This window comes from Gemmobacter denitrificans, assembly GCF_036964905.1.
In the GTDB taxonomy this organism is placed as follows: Bacteria; Pseudomonadota; Alphaproteobacteria; order Rhodobacterales; family Rhodobacteraceae; genus Gemmobacter; species Gemmobacter denitrificans.
The window spans coordinates 1-19795 of sequence record NZ_JBALHR010000017.1; the positions used below are offsets into that span (position 1 = coordinate 1).

Here is a 19795-nt window from a genome sequence, read left to right on the forward strand (position 1 = left end):
CTCAGCATCACAACAAAGGCCGCCTGACCATGACCTCAGGCCATCCAGTAATTTACACCAGATTGACGGACGTGACCCAATCACAACAGGACGCCGCAATGTCAAAACAGATCATTGGAGAGCCGCTTGTCATTCAGGGCCGCACCCTGAGCCTGAGCCGCGCTGTCCGGGCCGGGGACATGGTTTATCTGACAGGTCAGGTTCCGATGCGGGACGGGCAGGTGATGACCTGGGGCACGATCGAAGATCAGACCCGCGCGGTGCTGGACGAAATCACCGCAACGCTGGCTTTGGCCGGATGCAGCCGCGATGACGTGGTCAAGGCGATGGTCTGGCTGAAGGACCGCGCCGATTTTCCGGGTTTCAATGCAGTCTATGCCGAATACTTCCCGCAAGACCCGCCCGCCCGTTCTGCACTGATCAGCGACTTTCTGGTCGATGTGCGGGTCGAGGTGGAGGTGATCGCCTGGAGCCCGCAGCCGGGCATTTGACGGGTGCTTGCCTATCCGCGCCCCGCCGCACCAAGATTGCGCAGCACCCATTCGGCGCGATCCTGCAGCGCGGATTCGGTGGAACCCAGAATGGCGATCCGGTCAAAGAGGCGCGGGTCATTCGCCAGCGTTTCCCGCAAGGCTGCCCCAAAGCTCTGGCGCAATTCGGTGCCGATGTTGAACTTGCAGATCCGGCTGTTTGCAGCCAGCGAGGCACGCTGCGCCAAGGGTACCCCCGATCCACCATGAATGACCAGCGGCACCGCCGTAGCGGCCTCGATCGCGCGCAGCCGGTCCAGATCAAGCCCCGCACCTTCGTCGGTCTGCAGGTGCAGATTGCCGACCGATATGGCCAGCGCATCCACCGCGGTATCGGTCGCAAAACGGGCGGCCTCTGCCGGGTCGGTGCCTGCCGAAGCCGCGCCTCCGGCATAGCCGACAAAGCCGATTTCGCCTTCGCAGGAGGCCCCCGCCGCCCGGGCCAGCGCGACAACGGCGGCTGTGGCGTCAATATTGGCCTGAAGGGGCAGGGCCGATCCGTCGAACATCACCGAAGTGAACCCGGCATCCAGGGCTGCGCGGCACTCTTCCATCCTGTGGCCATGATCCAGATGCGCGACCACCGGCACATCGACACTGGCCGCAAGATGGCGGAACATCGCCCCCCAGACGGCCACAGGCATATGCGCCCGCGCGCCGGGACCAGCCTGCAGGATCACCGGGGCCTGCACAGCCTGCGCGGCAAGGGTGAAGGCGCGGGCATCCTCCCACCCCAGACAGACCAGCCCGGGAACGGCATAGCCATCGCGCAGGGCGGGTTGCAGAACCTGTGACAGGGTGGCCAGCGTCATTTGAACTTTGCCACCATGTCCATGATGCCGGGGATGGTGTGCAGTTGCGCCGCATGGGTGGGCTGGAAGTACTGTTTCAGGCTGCGCTGGCTTTGCCCGCCCAGAATGGTGAAGTAATACATCTCATAGCCTGGCAGCACGCAACAAGGGTGATAGCCCTTGTCGATCAGCACCGTGGAACGGTTCATGATGTGATAGGCCTCGCCCGGCTGGTTGTCCTCGCGCTGCAGCATCTGCAGGCCAGACCCGTAATCGGGGCGAAAGCGGAAGTTGTAGCATTCATCGTGTCGGGTTTCGTCGGGCAGGCGATCGGTGTCGTGCTTGTGGCTGGGAAACCCCGACCAGCCGCCCGCGCCGACGGTAAACAGTTCCGAAACCAGCAGCCGCCCGACCCGGTCATGATAGGCCGCGCCAAGGATATGCTTGATCTTGCGATGGGTTTTCGTGTCGTCGGACCCATATTGCACAAGGTCGATCTCGGACGTCCGTACGGCAAAGGGGCGCAGGGTTTCGGCAAATTGCGCGCCCGCGATGAACACCTCGGTTGCGGTTCGGGCCGTGATCCGCGCAGCGGCCCCGCTGGGCACATAGACCCCTTCCGGTTCGCCATCCCAGACATCCGTGCGGCGATGCCCGATATGGGCAAAGCTTTCGCCCATCGTTTCCACCGTAACCGTGCCGGTGGCGGGCACGACACAGGTTTCATAGCCGGGCACGCGATAGTCGAAATGCTGCCCCGCCTGCAGGGAAACGATGTTGAAATAGACCAAGGGCACAAGCGGATCGTTCGCATCGACGATGGGACGGTTCCGGTTGTCGTGGGGCGCGATATGCATGGTCTTGTGTCCTTATGGGGTCGGGCCGGGGTGGTGGGAAAGAAAGGTGTCCAGTTCGGCCCGGTCGGGCATGGCCGGGGCGCAGGCCACGCGGGCCACCACCATGGCGGCGGCGGCAGAGCCGCGCAGCACCGCCTTGCGCAGGGGCAGGCCATCGGCCAGCCCGGCGACGAAGGCACCCAGAAAGCTGTCTCCGGCGCCGGTGGGTTTCAGGGCCTGTGTCTGGTAGATGCCAGTCGCAAATTCGCCCTCTGCTGTGATGGTCACCGCACCTTTTTCGCCCATCTTGTACACCACGATCTGCGCGCCTTCCGCGATCAGGCTGCGGGCCTTGTCCAATCCACCGCCGCGATGGCCGGCCATGAAATCGAACTCGACATCATTGCCGATGATCACGTCGCACAGTGCTGCTGCGCGCGAATAGACATCGGCGGCGATGTCGGCAGAGGGCCAGGAATAGGGTCGGTAATCGACATCAAGGATCAGGGGCAGGCCAGCGGCGCGGGCCAGATCGAAGGCACGGAAGGTGGCACTGCGTGACGGTTCGGCCGCCAATACGGTGCCGGTGGTGATCAGCGCGGAAAACGTGGCATAGTCCACTGCCTCGACATCCGCGACGGTCATGGCGAAATCGGCGGCGTTGTTGCGGTAGATGACCGATTGGCAGTTGTCGATCCGGGTTTCCACGATTGCCAGGGAATTGCGGGGTTCGCCCGAAACGGTGCGGACATGGGCATGATCGATGCCATGGGCCTGCAAGCGCGACAGGCAGAACCGGCCCACTGCATCATCCGAAACGCAGGTGACCAACGATGCGCGGCAGCCCTGCCGGACAAGGGCCGCCGCGATATTGGCCGAAGACCCGCCAAGCGCCGTGGTGAAGCGCGTGGCCTCTTCGATCCGGGTGCCGGGGGGATCGGCGTAAAGATCCATCCCCGCCCGGCCGATCACCAGAAAGCTGCGGCCCCGCAGCGGTGCCAGCCCCGCCATCACAGGCCCCGCCGCTGCGCGGCCCGGCCAGCCTCGACCCCGGCGCGGCGGGCAAGAACGGTGTCGCTGTCGGATACTTCGGCTGTGCCGATTTCCCACCAGGCATGGCCTTGTGCCGTCCAGCCTTCATAGGGATCGACCTGCATCACGATGACGCTGGTTTTCGTGGCCGCCTTGGCTCGGCGGAAGGCATCGGCCAGCTCCGCGGGTGTGGCGACCGTTTCAGCAATGGCCCCCATCGCCCGGGCATGGGTCGCGAAATCCACCCGGAAGGGGTCGGGCACTGTCGGGCAATAGGCGATCAGATTGTTGAAGCTGGCCTGCCCGGTATTGTTCTGCAGCTTGTTGATGACGGCAAAGCCACCATTGTCCAGCACGACCACGATCAGCTTGTGCCCCGTCAGTACCGAGGAATAGATGTCGGAATTCATCAGCAGATAGCTGCCATCACCAACCATCACGATGGTATCGCGCTCGGGTTCGACGCCGGATTGGGCGATGCGGGCCCCCCAGCCCCCGGCGATTTCATAACCCATGCAGGAAAAGCCGAATTCCACATCCACGGTGCCGATGCCCTTGGTGCGCCAGTTCGCCGTCACCTCGGCGGGCAGGCCGCCTGCGGCCGTCACCACCCGGTCGCGCGGATCGCACAATGCGTTCACCACCCCGATGGCCTGCGCATAGGAATTGGGGCGGTTGCCGGGGGCGACATTCGCGGCGACATAGCTGTCCCATGTCTGCCGCTCTGCCTGGGCGCGGGCCAGCCAGCCCTGTGGGGCGCGATAATCCGTCAGGGCCGCATCCAGTGCCCGCAGCCCCAGCTTCGCATCGCCCACAACCGCCAGGGCCTGATGTTTGGCCGCGTCATGGCGCCCGGCATTCAGCGCGATCAGTCGCGCAGCAGGGGCAAAGACGGTCCAGGACCCGGTGGTGAAATCCTGCAGTCTGGTGCCGACTGCCAGAACCACATCGGCGGCCCCGGCGATGGCATTTGCGCTGTCCGATCCCGTAACCCCCAGCGGGCCGATGTTCAGCGGATGATCGGCCAGCAGATTGGCCCGCCCGGCGATGGTTTCCACTACCGGAATGCCATGCGCTTCGGCAAAGGCGGTCAGTTCGGCCACGGCGCCGGAATATTGCACGCCCCCCCCTGCAATGATGACAGGTGCCTTGGCCGCGCGCAGCAGGGCCGCCGCATCGGCGATTTCGGCGCTGTCGGGCGTCTGGCGGCGAATGCGATGGACCCGCCGGTCAAAGAAGGCGCGCGGATAGTCATACGCCCAGCCTTGAAGATCCTGCGGCAGGGCCAGAAAGGCCGGGCCGCAATCGGCGGGATCAAGCATCGTCGCAAGCGCCGCAGGCAGCGATTGCAGGATCTGTGCCGGATGGGTGATGCGGTCCCAATAGCGGCACACGGCCTTGAAGGCATCGGTCACACCCAGCCCCGGATTGCCGAAATGTTCCAGTTGTTGCAGCACGGGATCGGGCAGGCGGGTCAGGAAATTGTCACCGCACAGCATCAGCATCGGCAGGCGGTTGGCATGGGCCAGGGCCGCCGCAGTCAGCAGGTTGGCGGTGCCGGGGCCTGCGCTGGCCGTGCAGAACATGAAGCGGCGGCGCAAGTGGTATTTGGCATAGGCCGCAGCGGCAAAGCCCATGCTTTGTTCGTTCTGCCCGCGATACAGCGGCAGGTCATCGCGCAGCGGATAGAGCGCCTCGCCCAGACAGGGCACATTGCCATGGCCGAAAATGCCGAACCCGCCGCCGCAGATGCGGGTTTCGATCCCGTCAATGTCGATGAACTGGGCCGCCAGCCAGCGTGCGATGGCCTGTGCGACAGTCAGCCGGATGCTGCCCTTGGTCTCTGTCATTTTCTGTTCCCCGAAACCGCGTCCCGAACGGGACTTGCGCGGCATGTCGGGGCAGGATACAAGATTTGCAACCGGTTGCAATAGGGGCGGCGCAGGGGGGGGATGATGGCAGAAATCGGGATCGGGCTGATCGGCGGCGGCTATATGGGCAAGGCACATGCCGTGGCGCTGGCCGCAGTGGGTGCGGTTTTCGACACCCCGCTGCGGCCAAGGCTGGAAATGATCGCAGCCTCCAGCCCCGCCAGCGCCGAAACCTATCGCCGGGCCTATGGCTTTGCCCGCGCCACGGCCGATTGGCGCGCACTGGTGGCTGACCCGAAGGTGGAAGCGGTGGTCATCGCCTCGCCGCAATCCACCCATCGCGCGATTGCCGAGGCGGCCTTTGCCGCAGGCAAGCCGGTCTTCTGCGAAAAGCCGCTTGGCGCCTCGTTGGAGGATGCGCGGGCGATGGTGGCAGCGGCAGAGGCATCGGGGCTGCCCAACATGATCGGCTTCAATTATGTCCGCACGCCTGCGACCCAATTCGTGCGAAAATTGCTGGCCGATGGCGCGATCGGCAAGGTGACATGGATCCGCGCCGAACATACCGAGGATTTTCTGGCCGATCCGATGTTGCCCGCCACATGGCGCTGCACAGGTCGCGCCAACGGCTGCATGGGCGATCTGGCACCGCATCCGATCAATTGCCTGCTGGCGCTGATGGGGCCGGTGGCCGAGCTTTCTGCCCGCATCGAAACGATCCACAGCACGCGGCCCGGACCGAATGGCCCGGTTGCCGTGGACAATGACGATCAGGCGCAACTGATGCTGCGCTTTGCCAATGGGGTAATGGGGCATCTGTTCACCAGCCGGATCGCCACAGGCCGCAAGATGGGATATGCCTATGAAATTCATGGCGTTTCCGGGGCGATCCGCTTTGATCAGGAAGATCAGAACGCGGTATGGCTGTATCGGGCCGATGGCCCGTCAGCAACGCGCGGCTTTACCCGTATCCTGACCGGGCCGCAGCATCCCGACTATGCCGCCTTTTGTCAGGGTCCGGGCCATGGCACCGGCTATCAGGATCAGATCATCATCGAGGCGCGGGATTTTCTGCAGGCCATCGCGAAGGGCCGATCCGTCTGGCCAACGTTCCGCGATGGGCTGGCCGTCAGCCAGATCATCGACACCGCCTTCACGGCATCCGAAGACGGCCAGTGGCACGCCGTTCCGCAAGCATGAGGACCAAATGACCCTTCGTATCGGCAATGCCCCCTGTTCCTGGGGTGTGGAATTCGCAGATGATCCGCGCAACCCGTCCTGGCGGCAGGTGCTGGCCGATTGTGCCGCTGCCGGGTATCGCGGGATCGAGCTTGGCCCGGTCGGCTTCATGCCGGAAGACCCGGCGATTCTGGGCGATGCGCTGGCCGAAAATGGGCTGTCGCTGATCGGTGGGGTGGTGTTCCGCCCTTTCCATGATCCCGCCAAATGGGACGAAGTGCTGGATGCCGCCCGCCGCACTTGTGCCGCGCTGACCGCGCATGGCGCGGGCCATCTGGTGCTGATCGACAGCATCTCGCCCCGCCGCGCGCCGACGGCCGGGCGGGCCGAGGCGGCCGAGCAGATGGGCGCTGACGAATGGCGGGCCTTCCGCGACCGGATTGCCACCATCGCCCGGATGGGGGCCGAGGATTACGGTCTGACCGTGGGCATCCATGCCCATGCTGCCGGCTTCATCGATTTTGAACCGGAACTGGAACGGCTGCTGGACGAGGTGGATGACCGTATTCTGAAAATCTGCTTCGATACCGGACATCATGCCTATGCGGGCTTTGATCCCGTGGCCTTCATGCGGCGCCATATCGGGCGGATTTCCTACATGCATTTCAAGGATATCGACCCGCTGGTGAAGGCAGATGTGATCGCAAAGGGAACCGGGTTCTACGAGGCCTGCGGTCAGGGCATTTTCTGCAATCTGGGCAAGGGCTGCGTGGATTTTCCGGCGGTGCGGCAAATCCTGCTGGATGCGGGGTTCGAAGGCTGGTGCACGGTGGAACAGGATTGCGACCCCACGCTGGATGTCAGTCCGATCGACGATGCCCGCCGCAACCGCGACTATCTGTCTTCCATCGGGTTCTGAAAGGGGGCTTGGCATGGTAAAACTGAACTGGGGCATGATCGGCGGCGGCGCGGGCAGCCAGATCGGGCCGGCCCATCGGCTGGGCGCACTGGCTGACGGCCATTTCGCGATGGTCGCGGGCGCGCTGGATCACCGGCCCGAAGAAGGGCGCGCCTATGCGCGGGAATTAGGTATCGCGGCAGATCGGGCCTATGGCGACTGGCAGGAGATGCTGGAAGGCGAACGCAACCGCCCGGACCGGGTTGATCTGGTCACCGTGGCGACGCCAAATTCCACCCATTTCGAGATCACCCGGGCCTTTCTGGAGGCCGGTTTCCATGTGCTGTGCGAAAAGCCGATGACCATGACGGTGGAGGAAGGCGAAGAGATCGTGCGCATCGCCGCCCGCACTGGCCGGATCTGCGCCGTGAATTATTGCTATTCCGCCTATCCGATGGTGCGGCAGGCCCGGGCAATGGTGCGCAACGGCGATATCGGCAAGGTGCGGCTGGTGGTGACCAGCTTCAGCCATGGCCATCATGGCGATGCGACGGATGCCGAAAATCCGCGGGTGCGCTGGCGCTATGATCCGGCGATGGCAGGTGTGTCGGGCCAGTTTGCCGATTGCGGTATCCACGCGCTGCATATGGCCAGCTTCATCTGCGATGACGAGGTGGAGAAGCTGTCGGCCGATTTTGCATCGACCATTCCCAGCAGAGAGCTGGAGGATGACGCGATGGTCAATTTCCGCATGTCGCGGGGCACGGTGGGGCGGCTGTGGACATCGTCGGTCGCCATCGGGCGTCAGCATGGGTTCGACATTCAGGTCTTTGGTGAAACCGGCGGGTTCCGCTGGGCCTCCGAACAGCCGAACCAACTGATCTATACCCCGGTCGGCGGGCGCACCCAGATCATCGAAAAGGGTGAGGCCGGGCTATATGACGACGCGCGACGGCTGAGCCGGGTGGCGATTGCCCATCCCGAAGGGTTCCCGCTGGCGGTGGCGAATATCTATTGCGATCTGGCTGATGCCATCCGGGGCACCACGCGCGACGGCTTGCCCGGGGCGGCGGCAGGCCTGCGGTCAATGGCGGCGGTGCATGCCGCAGTCGCCTCGGCCAGGGCCGGTGGAAGCTGGACCGATGCAAGGCCGCCCATGTTCCGCCATGGGGCCTGACCGCATCACTGCGGGGCACCCGTCGCGAGATGTGCCTTTTGTGTGGGGCAGCCAGAGCGCCGTCTTTGCCTGCCTGCCACCCTTGCCGGTTGGCCTTGGTCAACGATCACAGTGATTTTTCGCGGGCGTCTGCCAAGCCCGCGAAGAAGCACCAGCCCTGCTGCGTCCCGTTTAATCGCGTGGCGCAATCTACGCAGTGGGCAGATAGCTGCCACCAAAAAGCCGGAACAGATCGCCCACCATCACCCCCCTTCAGTTCGCGCGCATGACGCGCCAAAGACAGGTAACATGCCAGGATCGCTGATTGACGATGATCCTCCTGCACCCTGTGCGCCGCAACCGTTCCAGTTCTGCTACGCTTGGGAATAAGCAGAGCAGCTTCTGCCATGAAGATCCCGCGCAGAGAAATGAAAGTGGTAGGCCCGGAGGGACTCGAACCCCCAACCAAGGCGTTATGAGCGCCCTGCTCTGACCATTGAGCTACAGGCCCGGCCTGACCCAAGGCTTTACCAGAAGTCGGGCAAGGGTCAACCCGGCTGCGCAAAGGGTCTTGGCCTTTGTGGCCCGGCAGACCATATAGGGGCAAAGCCAATGCTCCGATGGAGATGACGATGTTCGGAATGGATGCCAATGCCACCGCGCCGAAGGGCGATCTCATCAAGGATACGACGGAGGCCAGTTTCATGGCCGATGTCATTGAGGCCAGCCGCGATGTGCCGGTGATCGTGGATTTCTGGGCGCCGTGGTGCGGGCCGTGCAAGACGCTTGGCCCGGCGCTGGAAGCGGCGGTCACGGCGGCCAAGGGCCGGGTGAAGATGGTCAAGATCAATGTGGACCAGAACCAGATGATCGCCGGTCAGCTGCGGATCCAGTCGATCCCGACGGTCTATGCTTTCTGGCAAGGCCAGCCGGTCGATGGATTTCAGGGCGCGCTGCCTGCGTCGGAACTGACCAAGTTCATTGACCGTGTTGCGGCCATCGCCGGGGATGGCGGACTGGCCGAGGCGCTCGACATGGCCGAACAATCGCTGGCCGAAGGCGATGTGATCGGCGCGACCGAGATCTTTGCGGCGATTCTGGGCGAAGAGCCGGAGAACCCCGCAGCCTTTGGCGGACTGGTGCGGGCGCATATCACCGCTGGAAATCTGGATCAGGCCGAGGCCTTTCTGGGCGGTGTGCCTGCCAAGATCGCCACAGCGAAAGAGGTGGAGGCCGCACGGGCGCAGCTGGAACTGGCCCGTCAGGCCGCCAATGCGGGACCCGAGGCCGAATTGCGCGCCGCCGTGGCTGCCAATCCCGACAATCATCAGGCCCGCTTTGATCTGGCGGTTGCCCTGAATGCGGCCGGCAAGGTGGACGAGGCGGTGGATGAACTGCTGGACCTGTTCCGCCGTGATCGTGAATGGAATGATGGCGCGGCCCGTGCCCAGCTGTTCACGATTTTCGATGCGCTTAAGCCGCAAGACCCGATTGTTCTGCGCGGGCGGCGCAAATTGTCGTCGATGATCTTTGCCTGATCGCGGCTTCGCCCTAGGTACAGACGCATGACACGTCTTGCCGACCTTCCCGAAGTGATTGCGGTATTCCCGCTGACCGGCGCGCTGCTGCTGCCGCGCGCTCGTTTGCCGCTGCATATCTTTGAACCCCGCTATCTGGCGATGATCAATGATTGCCTGAAAACCGATCACCGCATGATCGGCATGATCCAGCCACGCGCCGTGCCAGGCGGCGAGGCGCGGCTGCAGGCCATTGGCTGTGCTGGTCGGCTGACAGGGTTTTCCGAAACCGAAGATGGCCGCTACATGATCACCCTGTCGGGCGTGTCGCGTTTCCGGGTGAAGGATGACGTTCAGGGGTTTTCGCCCTATCGTCGCTGTCAGGTGGATTGGCAACCCTTCGCCCGCGATCTTGGTCCGGCGGAAGGCGATGGCGGGTTTGATCGGTCGGGGTTTCTGGCGCTGCTGGGGCGCTATTTTCAGGCCAATGGCCTGTCAACCGACTGGGGCAATCTGCGCGAGGCCGAGGAAGAGCTGCTGATCAACTCGCTGTCGATGCTTTGCCCGTTTGATGCCAATGACAAACAGGCCCTGCTGGAAGCGCCGTCGCTGGCCACGCGGCGCGAAACGCTGGTGGTGTTGATGGAGATTGCCCTGCGGGGCGGAACCGAAGGGGAAAAGCCGCAATGACGGATCAGGTCATCGTTGATCGCCGCATGCTCGAGGCGCTGGTCTGTCCGGTCACCCAGGCGGTGCTGACCTGGGATGGCGAGCGCCAGGAACTGGTCTCGCGGGCGGCAAATCTGGCCTTCCCGGTGCGGGACGGCATTCCGATCATGCTGGTTTCCGAGGCCAGATCGCTTGAACAGCCCTGATCCGGTTCAGGGACAGCGCGGTGGCGGCTGGCGATAGTGGCCTGTTCCTTCGAACGCCATGGCCAGTTGCAGCAGCGCCAGATCGTCCCAGCCGCGCCCGGCGAAAGTCAGTCCGGCGGGCATCCCGGTATCGGCCATGATCCCCATCGGCACGGTCACAGTGGGGATGCCCAGATGCCGGATCGCCAGATTGCCATTGGCGACCCAGACCCCGTTGCGCCAGGCCTGATCGGCAGAAGCAGGATTGATATCCGCATCAGTCGGGCCGATATCCGCCACGGCCGGAAAGACCACCGCATCCAGCCCCAACCTATCCATCCAGGCCTCCAGATCGGTCTGGCGTGTGGCCTCCAGCCCGCGGAAGCCGTCGGCCAGATGCGGGATGCTGCGGAAATCACGCACCGGATGCGCGGCGGCATGGGCGGGGTAATGCGCGATGTCATCATCAAAACCGGTATAGCGGTCGGGCAGGGCGCCGGGAGGGCGCGGAAAGATGCGGGCCCCATCCACCAGTGCCAGCCGGTCGAGCCCAGGCTGGCCATTGGCGGCCAGAAAATCATCCCAAGCCCAGACGGACAGATCGACAATCTCGCGCTTCAGATAGTCTGGGCTGACCAGGCCACGGGTGGCGATGGTGGGGCAGCCGGGGCGGTCGCCTTCGTAATTCGAAATCACCGGGAAATCGGTCAGCACCACTTCGGCCCCGGCAGCCTCCATCGCGGCGCGTGCGGCCTGCCACAGGGCGATGATGCTGGCCCGGGTTTCGATCCGCTGGCCGGTCGGGCCGCCGATGCCGGGATGCGGGGCGGTGCCCGCTTGGGGGTCGGCATTCAGATACATGGCAGGGGCAGCGATGCGCTTGCTCTTCAGGCTGGCCCCGTGGGCAAGGGCCGGATAGCTGGCAGGCCGGTGGTCTGACGCACGCGGGATCGCCACCCAATCCTGCAGGCGCCACAGATCGCCGCGTGGATCGGGGTCATCGGCCACAATCACATCCAGCACTTCCAGTAGGTCCGCCATGTTGCGGGTATGGGGCACCACCACATCCATGGTGGGCACCAGCGGCCAGTTGCCCCGAACAGAAATTACCCCCCGCGACGGCGTATAGGCGCAAAGCCCGTTATTGGCTGCGGGGGCCCGGCCTGATGACCATGTCTCTTCACCCAGACCGAAGGCTGCGAAACTGGCGGCAGTCGCGCTGCCTGACCCGTTGGAAGACCCCGAGGCGAAGGCCGCCGTCAGCCAATCGGCGCTGTAGGGGCTTTCTGCCCGGCCATACAGCCCGCGCTGCATGCCGCCATTGGCCATCGGGGGCATGTTGGTCAGGCCCAGAAGGACAGCCCCCGTCGCGCGCAACCGAGCGATGGTAAAGGCGTCATCAGTGGCTACCAGATCGGCAAAGGCGGGGGAGCCTGCGGTGGCCGACAGGCCCCGCACCTTGAAACTGGCCTTGGCAGTATACGGGATGCCATCCAGCGGACCCAGCACCGCCCCTGCGGCCCGGCGGGCGTCAGAGGCGCGCGCTTCCTCCAGCGCATCGGGGTTCAGCACCGGCACGGCGTTCAGACAGGGCCCGGCGCGATCATAGGCTGCGATCCGGGCCAGACAGTCCTGTGCCAGTGCCAGCGCGGTGATGCGCCCGTCCTGCAAGGCAGCGCGCAGATCGGCAATGCGGCTTTCGACGATCATCCCCGCCCCCCGGCTGCCGGTTGCTGTTGGGTGATGCAATGGACGCCGCCGCCACGCGCAAAGAGTTCGCGGGCATCAACCGTGACCACCCGCCGCCCGGGATAGGCCTCGGCCAGAATGTCGCGCGCCCGCGCATCGGCACGATCTTCGCCAAAGCCGCAGGCGATCACTCCGTCATTTACCACCAGATGGTTGATATAGCTCCAGTCCACCGGGCCATGGGCATCGGTCAGCGTGGCGGGGGCAGGCAGATCGATCAGCCGGAACGCCCGCCCCTGCGCATCGGTGGCCGCTGCCAGCAGGGCGCGGATTTCGCGCATCGTGGCATGGTCGGGGTGGGCCGGATCGGGTTGTTCATGCACAAGAATCGTGCCGGGGCTGGCAAAACAGGCGACGATATCGACATGGCCGCGCGTCCCGAAGGTTTCGTAGTCGCGGGCCAGACCGCGTGGCAGCCAGATCGTCTTGGTGCTGCCCAGGGTTCGGGCCATTTCGGCCTCGACCCGGGCCTTGTCGGCATGGGGGTTGCGGTCAGGGTCCAGCTGGACAGTTTCGGTCAGCAGGATCGTGCCCTTGCCATCGACATGCAATCCGCCCCCTTCGTTCACCAGCAGCGAGGGGATGAGTTCAGCCCCGGCAAGCCCGGCGATAAAGGTTGCCAGCCCGCGATCATGGCGGATATTCACCCAATCGCCGCCGCCCCAGCCGTTGAAGATCCAGTCCACCGCGCCCAGCCTGCCCTGCGCATCCAGAACGAAGGTGGGGCCGCTGTCGCGCAGCCAGAATTCATCCAGTTCGCGCACGACAATATCGATGCCGCTGCCCAACATGCGCCGGGCGCGGGCTTCCTCGGTCGGATCGACAATCATTGTGACGGGTTCAAACTCTGCGACCGCATGGGCGACGGCTGTCCATGCGGCATAGCCTGCCTCACGCGCGGTGCTGCTATCGCCCAGCGTTGCGCCTTCGCGGGGAAACCCCATCCAGATGCGTTCCTGGCGGGCGGTTTCGGCGGGCATTGTCCATGTCATGGTGGCCTCGGCTACTGCGGCGGTTGCGCCGCAGTCAAGGCCGCCCTGCGGCGCAGGTCAAGCCGAACCTGCAGGCAGGCCCGGCTTGCGCAGGATCAATACACCACGACGGCGCGGATGGATTTGCCCTGATGCATCAGGTCGAAGCCTTCGTTGATGCGCTCCAGCGGCAGGGTGTGGGTGATCATGCTGTCGATCTCCACCTTGCCATCCATGTACCAATCCACGATTTTCGGCACATCGGTCCGGCCGCGCGCGCCGCCGAAAGCGGTGCCTTTCCAGACGCGGCCTGTGACCAGCTGGAAGGGGCGGGTGCTGATCTCGGCCCCCGCCGGGGCCACCCCGATCACCACCGAAACGCCCCAGCCGCGATGGGTGCATTCCAGCGCGTCGCGCATCACCTTCACATTGCCGGTGCAATCGAAGCTGTAATCCGCGCCGCCGATCTGGTCGGCCTCGGTCTTGGTCAGGTTCACGATGGCCTGCACCACCGAACCTTCGATTTCAGTCGGGTTGATGAAATGGGTCATGCCGAACTTTTCGCCCCATTCCTTTTTGGCGTTGTTCAGATCGACGCCGATGATCATGTCGGCACCGGCCATTTTCAGGCCCTGAATGACGTTCAGGCCAATGCCGCCCAGACCAAAGACCACTGCCTTGGCACCGATCTCCACCTTGGCCGTATTGATCACTGCGCCGATGCCGGTGGTGACGCCGCAGCCGATATAGCAGATCTTGTCGAAGGGCGCGTCCTCGCGCACTTTCGCCAGCGCAATTTCCGGCACGACGGTGTGGTTGGCGAAGGTGGAGCAGCCCATATAGTGATGGATCGGCGTGCCATCCAGCATGGAAAAGCGCGTGGTGCCATCGGGCAGCAGGCCCTGGCCCTGGGTGGCGCGGATCGCGGTGCAAAGGTTGGTCTTCTGGCTGAGGCACGACGGGCATTGGCGGCATTCCGGGGTGTAAAGCGGAATGACGTGATCGCCGGGTTTCAATGTGGTGACACCGGGGCCGCATTCGATCACGACGCCCGCGCCCTCATGACCCAGGATCGCCGGGAACAGGCCTTCGGGGTCGGCACCCGACAGGGTGAATTCATCGGTGTGGCAAATGCCGGTGGCCTTGATCTCCACCAGAACCTCGCCCCATTTCGGGCCTTCGAGGTTCACCTCCATGATCTCAAGCGGTTTTCCGGGGGCAACAGCTACGGCGGCACGGGTGCGCATTTGGGTCTCCCTCTGTCAATTTGCGCCAAGCTGTGCGAAAGAACACTCAATTGCAACGCGGGAAACGCCACATATGAGTCGACTTGCGAAATCCTCCGGACTTTTTCTTTTGCTCGCGCTGGCTGCCTGCGCCTCTGCGCCCGAACCGCAGCCCGTTGCGCCGGTCAATCCGGCGGCCCCTGTCGGGATCGACCCGTTGACAGGTCAGAAGATCGACCTGACGCCGGGGCTGAATGACCGGGAACCGGATACCTGCAAGGCTGCCGACTATGCCTATCTGCGGGGGCAGAACCAGTCTGCGGTTGCCACTGCGGGCATTACCAAGCCAACGCGGCTGATCCCGCTGGGCAGTATCGTAAGCCAGGAGGAATACAACTCCTTCCGCATCAATTTCCATCTCGATGGTATGGGCAATATCGTGGCGCTGAGCTGCGGTTGAATGGCGCTAGATCGCCGGTTTAGGCCCGCAAGAGGCCCTGCCCCTTGTCGGGGGCGGGGCCTTCGCGCGTTCTGGGCCGGAAGCGGGCAATCAGGGGGGCATCAGGTGCGGCGGCGATGGAACAGGGCGATGCCGGGCTTGGTTCTGGGCCTGCTGGCGGCCTGCCAGGCGCAGGCCCCGGTGGCGTCGTCAGATGAGTGTGGCGCATCGCGGTTGCGGGGGTGGATTGGCCAGCCGGTCGGCACGTTGGATGAACAATATCTGCCCCAGACAGTGCGCCTGATCCGGCCTGACCAACCGGTGACCGAAGATTTCAGTGCAACCCGGCTGAATGTGACAGCGGATGATCGCGACCGCATCACCGGGTTTTGGTGCGGCTGACAATGGAGGTTCCGATGACCCGACTTGCCCCCCTTCTGTGCCTGTTGATGCCCCTTGCGGCCTGTGTCGGGGAAAGCACCGCACCGCCACCGGGCGTGGCGATCCAGCCATTGCATCCCGATGCCATGACCTGTGGCGACAAGGCGTTGCAGCCGCAGCTTCTGGGCAAACCCGAAAGCGCACTGGCCGACGTGAAGCTGCCCGCAAATCACCGGATCATCCACCCCGATACGGCGGTGACGCTGGATCTGCAGGGCGACCGGCTGAATGTTCAGATCAACAAGGCGGGGATCATCGACGGGGTTTACTGCGGCTAAGGCCCCGAGCAAAAAAGGCCCGCCGTCCATCGGCGGGCCTTGGTGGCGGGTACTGCGTATTGGCGCAAGCCTCAGATGCGATAGGCGGTATGGCAGGCCTTGCAAGCCCCGCCAACCCCGGCCATTCCGGCCTTGACGCCATCCAGAGATGTGGCGTCCAGCGCCTGTGCCGCCGAATTCAGCGCACCGGCCTTGGCCACGAAATCATCCCAGTTGGTCCAGATTTCCGGCTTTGCTTCGGTCGCCGGATCGGTGGCCTGCGGTTCGAACTTGGCTGCAATCTCTGCTGAGGCGGCGACCAAGGCAGCCTTGGCCGCTTCGGCGGCAGCGGCGTCAAAGGGGGCCTTGTCGCCCGCCATCTCGCCCAGAATCTTGGTATTGGCGCCCACGGTCTTCATCAGGTCTTGCCGGGCCTTGACGGTGGGGTCGGCAGCCTCGCCTTCGGCAAAGGCCATGGTGGCTGCAAAGGCAGAAGCAACGATCATCAGGCGGGAAAAGGTCTTCATCATCTGGCTCCCTGTGGCTGGAATGATCCGACTATAGGGGCAGGATGGAACACCGAGATACGGGCTAAGGTCTGAAACCCGCGGTTTCACGCGAAAGTGAGTAGCCCGAAGGTCAGCCCTCGGCCGCCACCTTACGGATGCGTTCCACCATGGCACGCACCCCGTTCGACCGCTGCGATGACAGATGTTCGTTCAATCCCAGCCGGGCCAGTTCTGCCACGGCATCGACACGGCCCACCTGTTCCAGCGTCAGCCCGTCATACAATGCGTGCAGCACGGCGATCAGGCCCCGCACGATCATGGCATCCGAGGTGCCCTGAAACCCGAAACGCGCGTCGGGGCCCGATCCATCGACCATGGGCCGCAGCCAGACCTGACTGGCGCATCCGTCCACCTTGAAGGCGGGCACCTGAAAGGCCGGATCAAGATCGGGAAACGCCTTGCCCAGATCGATGACATGGCGATAACGGTCTTCCCAATCCTCGAGAAATTCGAAGGTTTCGACGATTTCTTCAAAGGCGGGGCTGGCCATCGCTGTCTCCTTCCCGGCGGAATGGGCTACAGCTAGGCGCTTGGTGCGAAAAGGTCCAGAGGGGCGCTTTTCAAATGCGCCTGCATCGGCTAGCCAAGGAGGGCGATGCACGACAGCCGCGCGCAAAATCTGCGGGGCCAATAAGGGTGATGGGCATGAAGAAACCGCTGCTGGCCGCCTTGGGCATGGTGATGTTCGTATCCGCCTGCGGAACGATCCGGGACTCGCGGCTTAACCCGTTCAACTGGTTTGGCGGGCCCACGGAAACGGTGGTGGTGGCCGAAGATGCCGATCCGCTGGACCCGCGTCCGCTGGTGGCGCAGATCACCGATCTGAAGATCGAGCCGATCCCCGATGGCGCACTGGTTCGTGCAACCGGCCTGCCGCCGACGCAGGCCTGGTGGGACGCCGAACTGGTGGAAGGCGAGATCAGCGCCGAAGGTGTTCTGACCTATGAATTCCGCCTGCGCGCGCCGCTGCAGCCGACGGCTGTCGGCACGCCGCGCGCGCGCCAGATCGTCGTGGCCGCGCCGATCAGCCATTCCAAGCTGGCCGGAGTGCGGGCGATTACGGTGCAGGGCGCCAGCAACGCCCTGACCAGCCGACGCTGAGACCGCCTATTTGCGCCCGAACAGGCGCGACCAGAACCCGCGTGCCTTTTCGCGCGCGGCATCTGCCTGCTGATCCATCGCCTCAAGCGTATTGTTCAGGTCATCCACCGCCGGTTCGATCATGCGTTCCTTGAACTGCGCCCACATGCGCCACAGCATCAGCCACAGCCCGCCCAGCATCAGCAGGACCACGATATTGACCCAAGGGATCAGCCGCACATCTGGCCCTTCGACCGCGCGCAGCTTCACCGCATTGGGGTAGATCGAGAAGATCGGCATGCGCCAGCCGTAATGGGTGACAGCCACCCATTGCGGGGCGCTCGCCGGGCTGACAAGGTTTGATGCTTCGGCCTGCAGGTTGGAGCTGTCATATTTGAAATAGGGAGGCCAGATCCAGCCGGTATCCTCGTTGCGATAGACCATCACATCGCCATCGGGAAAGACGGCCTCGATAAAGCGGATATCGCGGCGTTCGACACTTGCCGTGGTCGAACCGCTGTCGGGCGAGGCATAGAAGATGGAATTCGCGCCCACTTCGGTCAGCCGGTTATAGGTTCCGGTGATGCGCACGACATCGCGATGCGGCAGGGTGTAATGCAGGAAAGCCCCCACCACCACGAGCAGGATCAGCCGGATGGCCCATTTCAACTTTGTCCACATGACCAGCACTCCCTGTCAGTCGTAATTCACGAAATAGACGGTTGCGGCAATCGCCGCCATGGGCAGGATATAGACCAGCCACAAAAGTTTCAGATGCAGGCTGCGCCCGTAATCCTTCATCTGGCTGTCCACCCAGGCATCGCGATCTCCGGTCATGCCTTCGGCATCGAAGCGTTTCTCCAGTGCCTCGCGGCGGGTTGACCGGAAATAGACCCGCAGCAGCCAGTAGAACAGCGTCAGTATGACAAGGCCAAATGCCCAAGCCCGCAGAATGGCGATCATCGTCTTACCGCTCCCCATGGTCCAACAGCGCGGATCAGCCCCGGCGCCGGTTTCGGTCCGTCGCGCATTTCCGGCCGGGCAGCATCATCCATGCCGGGTTCGGCGCCGAACAGCGCGGCACGCGCCCCTTGCCGGTCCACCAGATATTCCCGTTCCAGAAAATCCGCCACATATTGCCGCTTGCGATCAGACCAGCGGCGATAGCTGGCATAAAACAGCTCCTTGTGGGTGATATAAAGCTGCCGCACATCCAGCGGTGCCAGTTCGGCCAGCAGCATGTTCACCAGATCGCGGTCTTTTCCGGGGGCTGCGCGGAAAGCATAGAAAAAGGCCGGATGGTCTGCCGACAGGCGCGGCCAGTCGCCTGCCCCTTCGACCCAGGCCAGCATGGCAGCCAGCCCCTTGAATTCATCCGGCAGGGCCGCGCCGATCCGATGCGCGATCTTGCGCAGATCAGGCCGGGTGGCCTGCCCGAGATCAAGGTTCAGCGCATCCGCCGCATCGACAAGAATGAAATCCATCTTCTGCCGCAGGATCGCCGCCGAATCTGCGCCACGCGCCCGCACGATGGGTTCGATCAGCCCGTTGCGATCCAGCCAGTCGGCAATCGCCGTGCGGTCTGTCAGGTCCATCACCGGCGCGACGGGCACGGAACCAAGGCTGGCCTTCGGCAGGGCAGACACCACACCCGGAAAGCGCACATCGCGGAAAATGTAGATGCCGCCGAAATGCGAGGTCCAGAAATTCGGCTGCTCAAAGCTCATGGCGGGCAACGCGATCGGCACGCGCGTCACATCGCCGGTCTTTCGGGCCAGTTCGATCATGTCGGCAATCAGCAGATCGTCGCGCCAGCCATCGGGTTCGCGGCGGAACCGGTCGATCAGCCCGGCCAGCTTTTCCGCATCGCGCACATGCGACCCGATCGTATCGGCGCGCACGGTGACGCGGCGGATATCGAACAGTGCGGCGGGTGTGGGGGCGTCGTAGATCGTGTTTTCCAATTCGCCCGCCACGGCATCGCGGGCCGTCAGGGCGAACAACTGGGCCTCGTTCCTTTCGATGAACTGCTGAAGGATCCCGCGCGAGGTGGAGAATTTGATGTTCAAGAGCGGCGCCGTCTTTTGGGCCGTGGTCAGCAGGATGAACTGGCGGTTGCAGCCATTGGGGTTCAGGTAAAGATCATCGCCCAATTCATCGCCGATTTCGGGGGAATAGCCGGAAATGTCAATGTGAAAATCGGATAGCTGCGTATCCTTGCCCGTCAGATGCTTCATCGCGCGCCGATAGCGTTCCACCAGCGCGGGCGAGGAGACCTCTACCAGATTGCCGAACATCAGGCCCTTGGCGATAAGGCGTTTCATCGGGTGGCCTCATGGCCGCCCGATGCGTCAGGCAAGGACACCCAGCATACCCCAGCGTCGCTCCGATGATGAAGG

The 19795-nt window shown here is 63.8% G+C and carries 23 protein-coding genes and 1 tRNA gene; 11 read left to right on the forward strand and 13 right to left on the reverse strand.

Annotated features, from left to right (window positions below):
- Nucleotides 1–98 precede the first annotated feature (98 nt).
- A complete protein-coding gene (locus V6590_RS18225) occupies nt 99–491 on the forward strand; it encodes a RidA family protein (RefSeq protein ID WP_335425124.1) in 393 nt (130 codons plus the stop codon).
- Nucleotides 492–502: 11 nt separating this feature from the next.
- On the opposite strand, the gene V6590_RS18230 is transcribed toward V6590_RS18225, so the two are convergent.
- Genes V6590_RS18230 through iolD form a run of 4 tightly spaced genes read right to left on the reverse strand, consistent with a single transcriptional unit; the run spans nt 503 to nt 5039 of the window.
- A complete protein-coding gene (locus V6590_RS18230) occupies nt 503–1342 on the reverse strand; it encodes a class II fructose-bisphosphate aldolase (protein ID WP_335425125.1) in 840 nt (279 codons plus the stop codon).
- Nucleotides 1339–2178 carry a 5-deoxy-glucuronate isomerase gene (locus V6590_RS18235; RefSeq protein ID WP_335425126.1) on the reverse strand — a complete coding sequence of 280 codons (840 nt, stop codon included), beginning with the start codon at nt 2176–2178 and terminating at the stop codon, nt 1339–1341. Before V6590_RS18235 ends, V6590_RS18230 begins: the two co-directional genes overlap by 4 nt.
- A 12-nt stretch (nt 2179–2190) precedes the next feature.
- Nucleotides 2191–3168, reverse strand: coding sequence for a 5-dehydro-2-deoxygluconokinase (iolC, locus tag V6590_RS18240; protein ID WP_335425127.1), 978 nt, complete (start codon nt 3166–3168; stop codon nt 2191–2193).
- Nucleotides 3168–5039 (reverse strand): 3D-(3,5/4)-trihydroxycyclohexane-1,2-dione acylhydrolase (decyclizing), encoded by a 1872-nt coding sequence (gene iolD / locus V6590_RS18245; protein ID WP_335425128.1) that lies wholly within the window; start codon nt 5037–5039, stop codon nt 3168–3170. Before iolD ends, iolC begins: the two co-directional genes overlap by 1 nt.
- A 105-nt stretch (nt 5040–5144) precedes the next feature.
- Here iolD and V6590_RS18250 point away from each other — a divergent pair, with 105 nt between their 5' ends.
- From V6590_RS18250 to V6590_RS18260, 3 genes are read left to right on the forward strand one after another with little or no spacing between them, the layout of a single operon-like run.
- Nucleotides 5145–6260, forward strand: coding sequence for a Gfo/Idh/MocA family protein (locus V6590_RS18250; RefSeq protein WP_335425129.1), 1116 nt, complete (start codon nt 5145–5147; stop codon nt 6258–6260).
- Nucleotides 6261–6267: 7 nt separating this feature from the next.
- A complete protein-coding gene (locus V6590_RS18255) occupies nt 6268–7158 on the forward strand; it encodes a sugar phosphate isomerase/epimerase family protein (protein WP_335425130.1) in 891 nt (296 codons plus the stop codon).
- 13 nt (nt 7159–7171) lie between these two features.
- Entirely contained in the window at nt 7172–8314 is a 1143-nt protein-coding gene (locus tag V6590_RS18260; protein WP_335425131.1) for a Gfo/Idh/MocA family protein, read from the forward strand.
- 414 nt (nt 8315–8728) lie between these two features.
- Here V6590_RS18260 and V6590_RS18265 read toward each other — a convergent pair.
- Nucleotides 8729–8804, reverse strand: a tRNA-Ile gene (locus V6590_RS18265).
- Between the two features lie 115 nt (nt 8805–8919).
- Here V6590_RS18265 and trxA point away from each other — a divergent pair.
- From trxA to V6590_RS18280, 3 genes are read left to right on the forward strand one after another with little or no spacing between them, the layout of a single operon-like run.
- Nucleotides 8920–9831 carry a thioredoxin gene (trxA, locus tag V6590_RS18270; RefSeq protein ID WP_434063284.1) on the forward strand — a complete coding sequence of 304 codons (912 nt, stop codon included), beginning with the start codon at nt 8920–8922 and terminating at the stop codon, nt 9829–9831.
- Nucleotides 9832–9858: 27 nt separating this feature from the next.
- Nucleotides 9859–10500 carry an LON peptidase substrate-binding domain-containing protein gene (locus tag V6590_RS18275; protein WP_335425133.1) on the forward strand — a complete coding sequence of 214 codons (642 nt, stop codon included), beginning with the start codon at nt 9859–9861 and terminating at the stop codon, nt 10498–10500.
- The gene (locus V6590_RS18280) at nt 10497–10685 is read left to right on the forward strand and encodes a Trm112 family protein (RefSeq protein WP_335425134.1); all 189 of its coding nucleotides are present in this window, start codon (nt 10497–10499) and stop codon (nt 10683–10685) included. Before V6590_RS18275 ends, V6590_RS18280 begins: the two co-directional genes overlap by 4 nt.
- Before the next feature lie 6 nt (nt 10686–10691).
- Here the strand turns inward: V6590_RS18280 and V6590_RS18285 are convergent, their stop codons facing one another.
- From V6590_RS18285 to V6590_RS18295, 3 genes are all read right to left on the reverse strand, one after another.
- A complete protein-coding gene (locus V6590_RS18285; protein ID WP_335425135.1) occupies nt 10692–12374 on the reverse strand; it encodes an amidase in 1683 nt (560 codons plus the stop codon).
- Nucleotides 12371–13405 carry an agmatine deiminase family protein gene (locus tag V6590_RS18290; RefSeq protein WP_335425136.1) on the reverse strand — a complete coding sequence of 345 codons (1035 nt, stop codon included), beginning with the start codon at nt 13403–13405 and terminating at the stop codon, nt 12371–12373. The genes V6590_RS18285 and V6590_RS18290 overlap by 4 nt, the downstream gene beginning before the upstream one ends.
- A 95-nt stretch (nt 13406–13500) precedes the next feature.
- The gene (locus V6590_RS18295) at nt 13501–14631 is read right to left on the reverse strand and encodes an S-(hydroxymethyl)glutathione dehydrogenase/class III alcohol dehydrogenase (RefSeq protein ID WP_335425137.1); all 1131 of its coding nucleotides are present in this window, start codon (nt 14629–14631) and stop codon (nt 13501–13503) included.
- Nucleotides 14632–14704: 73 nt separating this feature from the next.
- Here V6590_RS18295 and V6590_RS18300 point away from each other — a divergent pair, with 73 nt between their 5' ends.
- The 3 genes from V6590_RS18300 to V6590_RS18310 all read left to right on the forward strand — a co-directional run bounded on the left by V6590_RS18300 (nt 14705) and on the right by V6590_RS18310 (nt 15768).
- Nucleotides 14705–15070, forward strand: coding sequence for an I78 family peptidase inhibitor (locus V6590_RS18300; protein WP_335425138.1), 366 nt, complete (start codon nt 14705–14707; stop codon nt 15068–15070).
- Between the two features lie 129 nt (nt 15071–15199).
- Nucleotides 15200–15451: an I78 family peptidase inhibitor gene (locus V6590_RS18305; protein ID WP_335425139.1), complete on the forward strand. Its 252-nt coding sequence runs from the start codon at nt 15200–15202 to the stop codon at nt 15449–15451.
- A gap of 14 nt (nt 15452–15465) precedes the next feature.
- On the forward strand, nt 15466–15768 hold the full coding sequence (locus V6590_RS18310) for an I78 family peptidase inhibitor (RefSeq protein WP_335425140.1): 303 nt from the start codon (nt 15466–15468) through the stop codon (nt 15766–15768).
- Between the two features lie 71 nt (nt 15769–15839).
- Here V6590_RS18310 and V6590_RS18315 read toward each other — a convergent pair whose 3' ends face one another.
- Both V6590_RS18315 and V6590_RS18320 read right to left on the reverse strand, forming a co-directional pair.
- The gene (locus V6590_RS18315) at nt 15840–16274 is read right to left on the reverse strand and encodes a c-type cytochrome (RefSeq protein ID WP_335425141.1); all 435 of its coding nucleotides are present in this window, start codon (nt 16272–16274) and stop codon (nt 15840–15842) included.
- Nucleotides 16275–16386: 112 nt separating this feature from the next.
- A complete protein-coding gene (locus tag V6590_RS18320; RefSeq protein WP_335425142.1) occupies nt 16387–16806 on the reverse strand; it encodes a SufE family protein in 420 nt (139 codons plus the stop codon).
- A gap of 155 nt (nt 16807–16961) precedes the next feature.
- On the opposite strand from V6590_RS18320, the gene V6590_RS18325 reads away from it, so the two are divergent.
- On the forward strand, nt 16962–17417 hold the full coding sequence (locus V6590_RS18325) for a hypothetical protein (protein WP_335425143.1): 456 nt from the start codon (nt 16962–16964) through the stop codon (nt 17415–17417).
- A 6-nt stretch (nt 17418–17423) separates the two neighbouring features.
- On the opposite strand, the gene V6590_RS18330 is transcribed toward V6590_RS18325, so the two are convergent.
- Genes V6590_RS18330 through V6590_RS18340 form a run of 3 tightly spaced genes read right to left on the reverse strand, consistent with a single transcriptional unit; the run spans nt 17424 to nt 19720 of the window.
- A complete protein-coding gene (locus tag V6590_RS18330; protein ID WP_335425144.1) occupies nt 17424–18077 on the reverse strand; it encodes a DUF1523 family protein in 654 nt (217 codons plus the stop codon).
- A 15-nt stretch (nt 18078–18092) separates the two neighbouring features.
- The gene (locus V6590_RS18335; protein WP_335425145.1) at nt 18093–18359 is read right to left on the reverse strand and encodes a hypothetical protein; all 267 of its coding nucleotides are present in this window, start codon (nt 18357–18359) and stop codon (nt 18093–18095) included.
- The gene (locus V6590_RS18340) at nt 18356–19720 is read right to left on the reverse strand and encodes a DUF6638 family protein (RefSeq protein WP_335425146.1); all 1365 of its coding nucleotides are present in this window, start codon (nt 19718–19720) and stop codon (nt 18356–18358) included. The genes V6590_RS18335 and V6590_RS18340 overlap by 4 nt, the downstream gene beginning before the upstream one ends.
- Nucleotides 19721–19795 lie beyond the last annotated feature (75 nt).

What these genes read in the sequence shown, in the direction of transcription:
- V6590_RS18325 (WP_335425143.1), top strand. Translation starts at nt 16,962, where the DNA reads ATGAAGAAACCGCTGCTGGCCGCCTTGGGCATGGTGATGTTCGTATCC.
- V6590_RS18290 (WP_335425136.1), bottom strand. Translation starts at nt 13,405, where the DNA reads ATGACATGGACAATGCCCGCCGAAACCGCCCGCCAGGAACGCATCTGG.
- V6590_RS18300 (WP_335425138.1), top strand. Translation starts at nt 14,705, where the DNA reads ATGAGTCGACTTGCGAAATCCTCCGGACTTTTTCTTTTGCTCGCGCTG.
- V6590_RS18335 (WP_335425145.1), bottom strand. Translation starts at nt 18,359, where the DNA reads ATGATCGCCATTCTGCGGGCTTGGGCATTTGGCCTTGTCATACTGACG.
- V6590_RS18340 (WP_335425146.1), bottom strand. Translation starts at nt 19,720, where the DNA reads ATGAAACGCCTTATCGCCAAGGGCCTGATGTTCGGCAATCTGGTAGAG.
- V6590_RS18260 (WP_335425131.1), top strand. Translation starts at nt 7,172, where the DNA reads ATGGTAAAACTGAACTGGGGCATGATCGGCGGCGGCGCGGGCAGCCAG.
- V6590_RS18280 (WP_335425134.1), top strand. Translation starts at nt 10,497, where the DNA reads ATGACGGATCAGGTCATCGTTGATCGCCGCATGCTCGAGGCGCTGGTC.
- trxA (WP_434063284.1), top strand. Translation starts at nt 8,920, where the DNA reads ATGACGATGTTCGGAATGGATGCCAATGCCACCGCGCCGAAGGGCGAT.
- V6590_RS18225 (WP_335425124.1), top strand. Translation starts at nt 99, where the DNA reads ATGTCAAAACAGATCATTGGAGAGCCGCTTGTCATTCAGGGCCGCACC.
- V6590_RS18235 (WP_335425126.1), bottom strand. Translation starts at nt 2,178, where the DNA reads ATGCATATCGCGCCCCACGACAACCGGAACCGTCCCATCGTCGATGCG.
- V6590_RS18320 (WP_335425142.1), bottom strand. Translation starts at nt 16,806, where the DNA reads ATGGCCAGCCCCGCCTTTGAAGAAATCGTCGAAACCTTCGAATTTCTC.
- V6590_RS18275 (WP_335425133.1), top strand. Translation starts at nt 9,859, where the DNA reads ATGACACGTCTTGCCGACCTTCCCGAAGTGATTGCGGTATTCCCGCTG.
- V6590_RS18310 (WP_335425140.1), top strand. Translation starts at nt 15,466, where the DNA reads ATGACCCGACTTGCCCCCCTTCTGTGCCTGTTGATGCCCCTTGCGGCC.
- V6590_RS18305 (WP_335425139.1), top strand. Translation starts at nt 15,200, where the DNA reads ATGCCGGGCTTGGTTCTGGGCCTGCTGGCGGCCTGCCAGGCGCAGGCC.
- V6590_RS18295 (WP_335425137.1), bottom strand. Translation starts at nt 14,631, where the DNA reads ATGCGCACCCGTGCCGCCGTAGCTGTTGCCCCCGGAAAACCGCTTGAG.
- V6590_RS18230 (WP_335425125.1), bottom strand. Translation starts at nt 1,342, where the DNA reads ATGACGCTGGCCACCCTGTCACAGGTTCTGCAACCCGCCCTGCGCGAT.
- V6590_RS18315 (WP_335425141.1), bottom strand. Translation starts at nt 16,274, where the DNA reads ATGAAGACCTTTTCCCGCCTGATGATCGTTGCTTCTGCCTTTGCAGCC.
- V6590_RS18285 (WP_335425135.1), bottom strand. Translation starts at nt 12,374, where the DNA reads ATGATCGTCGAAAGCCGCATTGCCGATCTGCGCGCTGCCTTGCAGGAC.
- iolC (WP_335425127.1), bottom strand. Translation starts at nt 3,168, where the DNA reads ATGGCGGGGCTGGCACCGCTGCGGGGCCGCAGCTTTCTGGTGATCGGC.
- iolD (WP_335425128.1), bottom strand. Translation starts at nt 5,039, where the DNA reads ATGACAGAGACCAAGGGCAGCATCCGGCTGACTGTCGCACAGGCCATC.
- V6590_RS18250 (WP_335425129.1), top strand. Translation starts at nt 5,145, where the DNA reads ATGGCAGAAATCGGGATCGGGCTGATCGGCGGCGGCTATATGGGCAAG.
- V6590_RS18255 (WP_335425130.1), top strand. Translation starts at nt 6,268, where the DNA reads ATGACCCTTCGTATCGGCAATGCCCCCTGTTCCTGGGGTGTGGAATTC.
- V6590_RS18330 (WP_335425144.1), bottom strand. Translation starts at nt 18,077, where the DNA reads ATGTGGACAAAGTTGAAATGGGCCATCCGGCTGATCCTGCTCGTGGTG.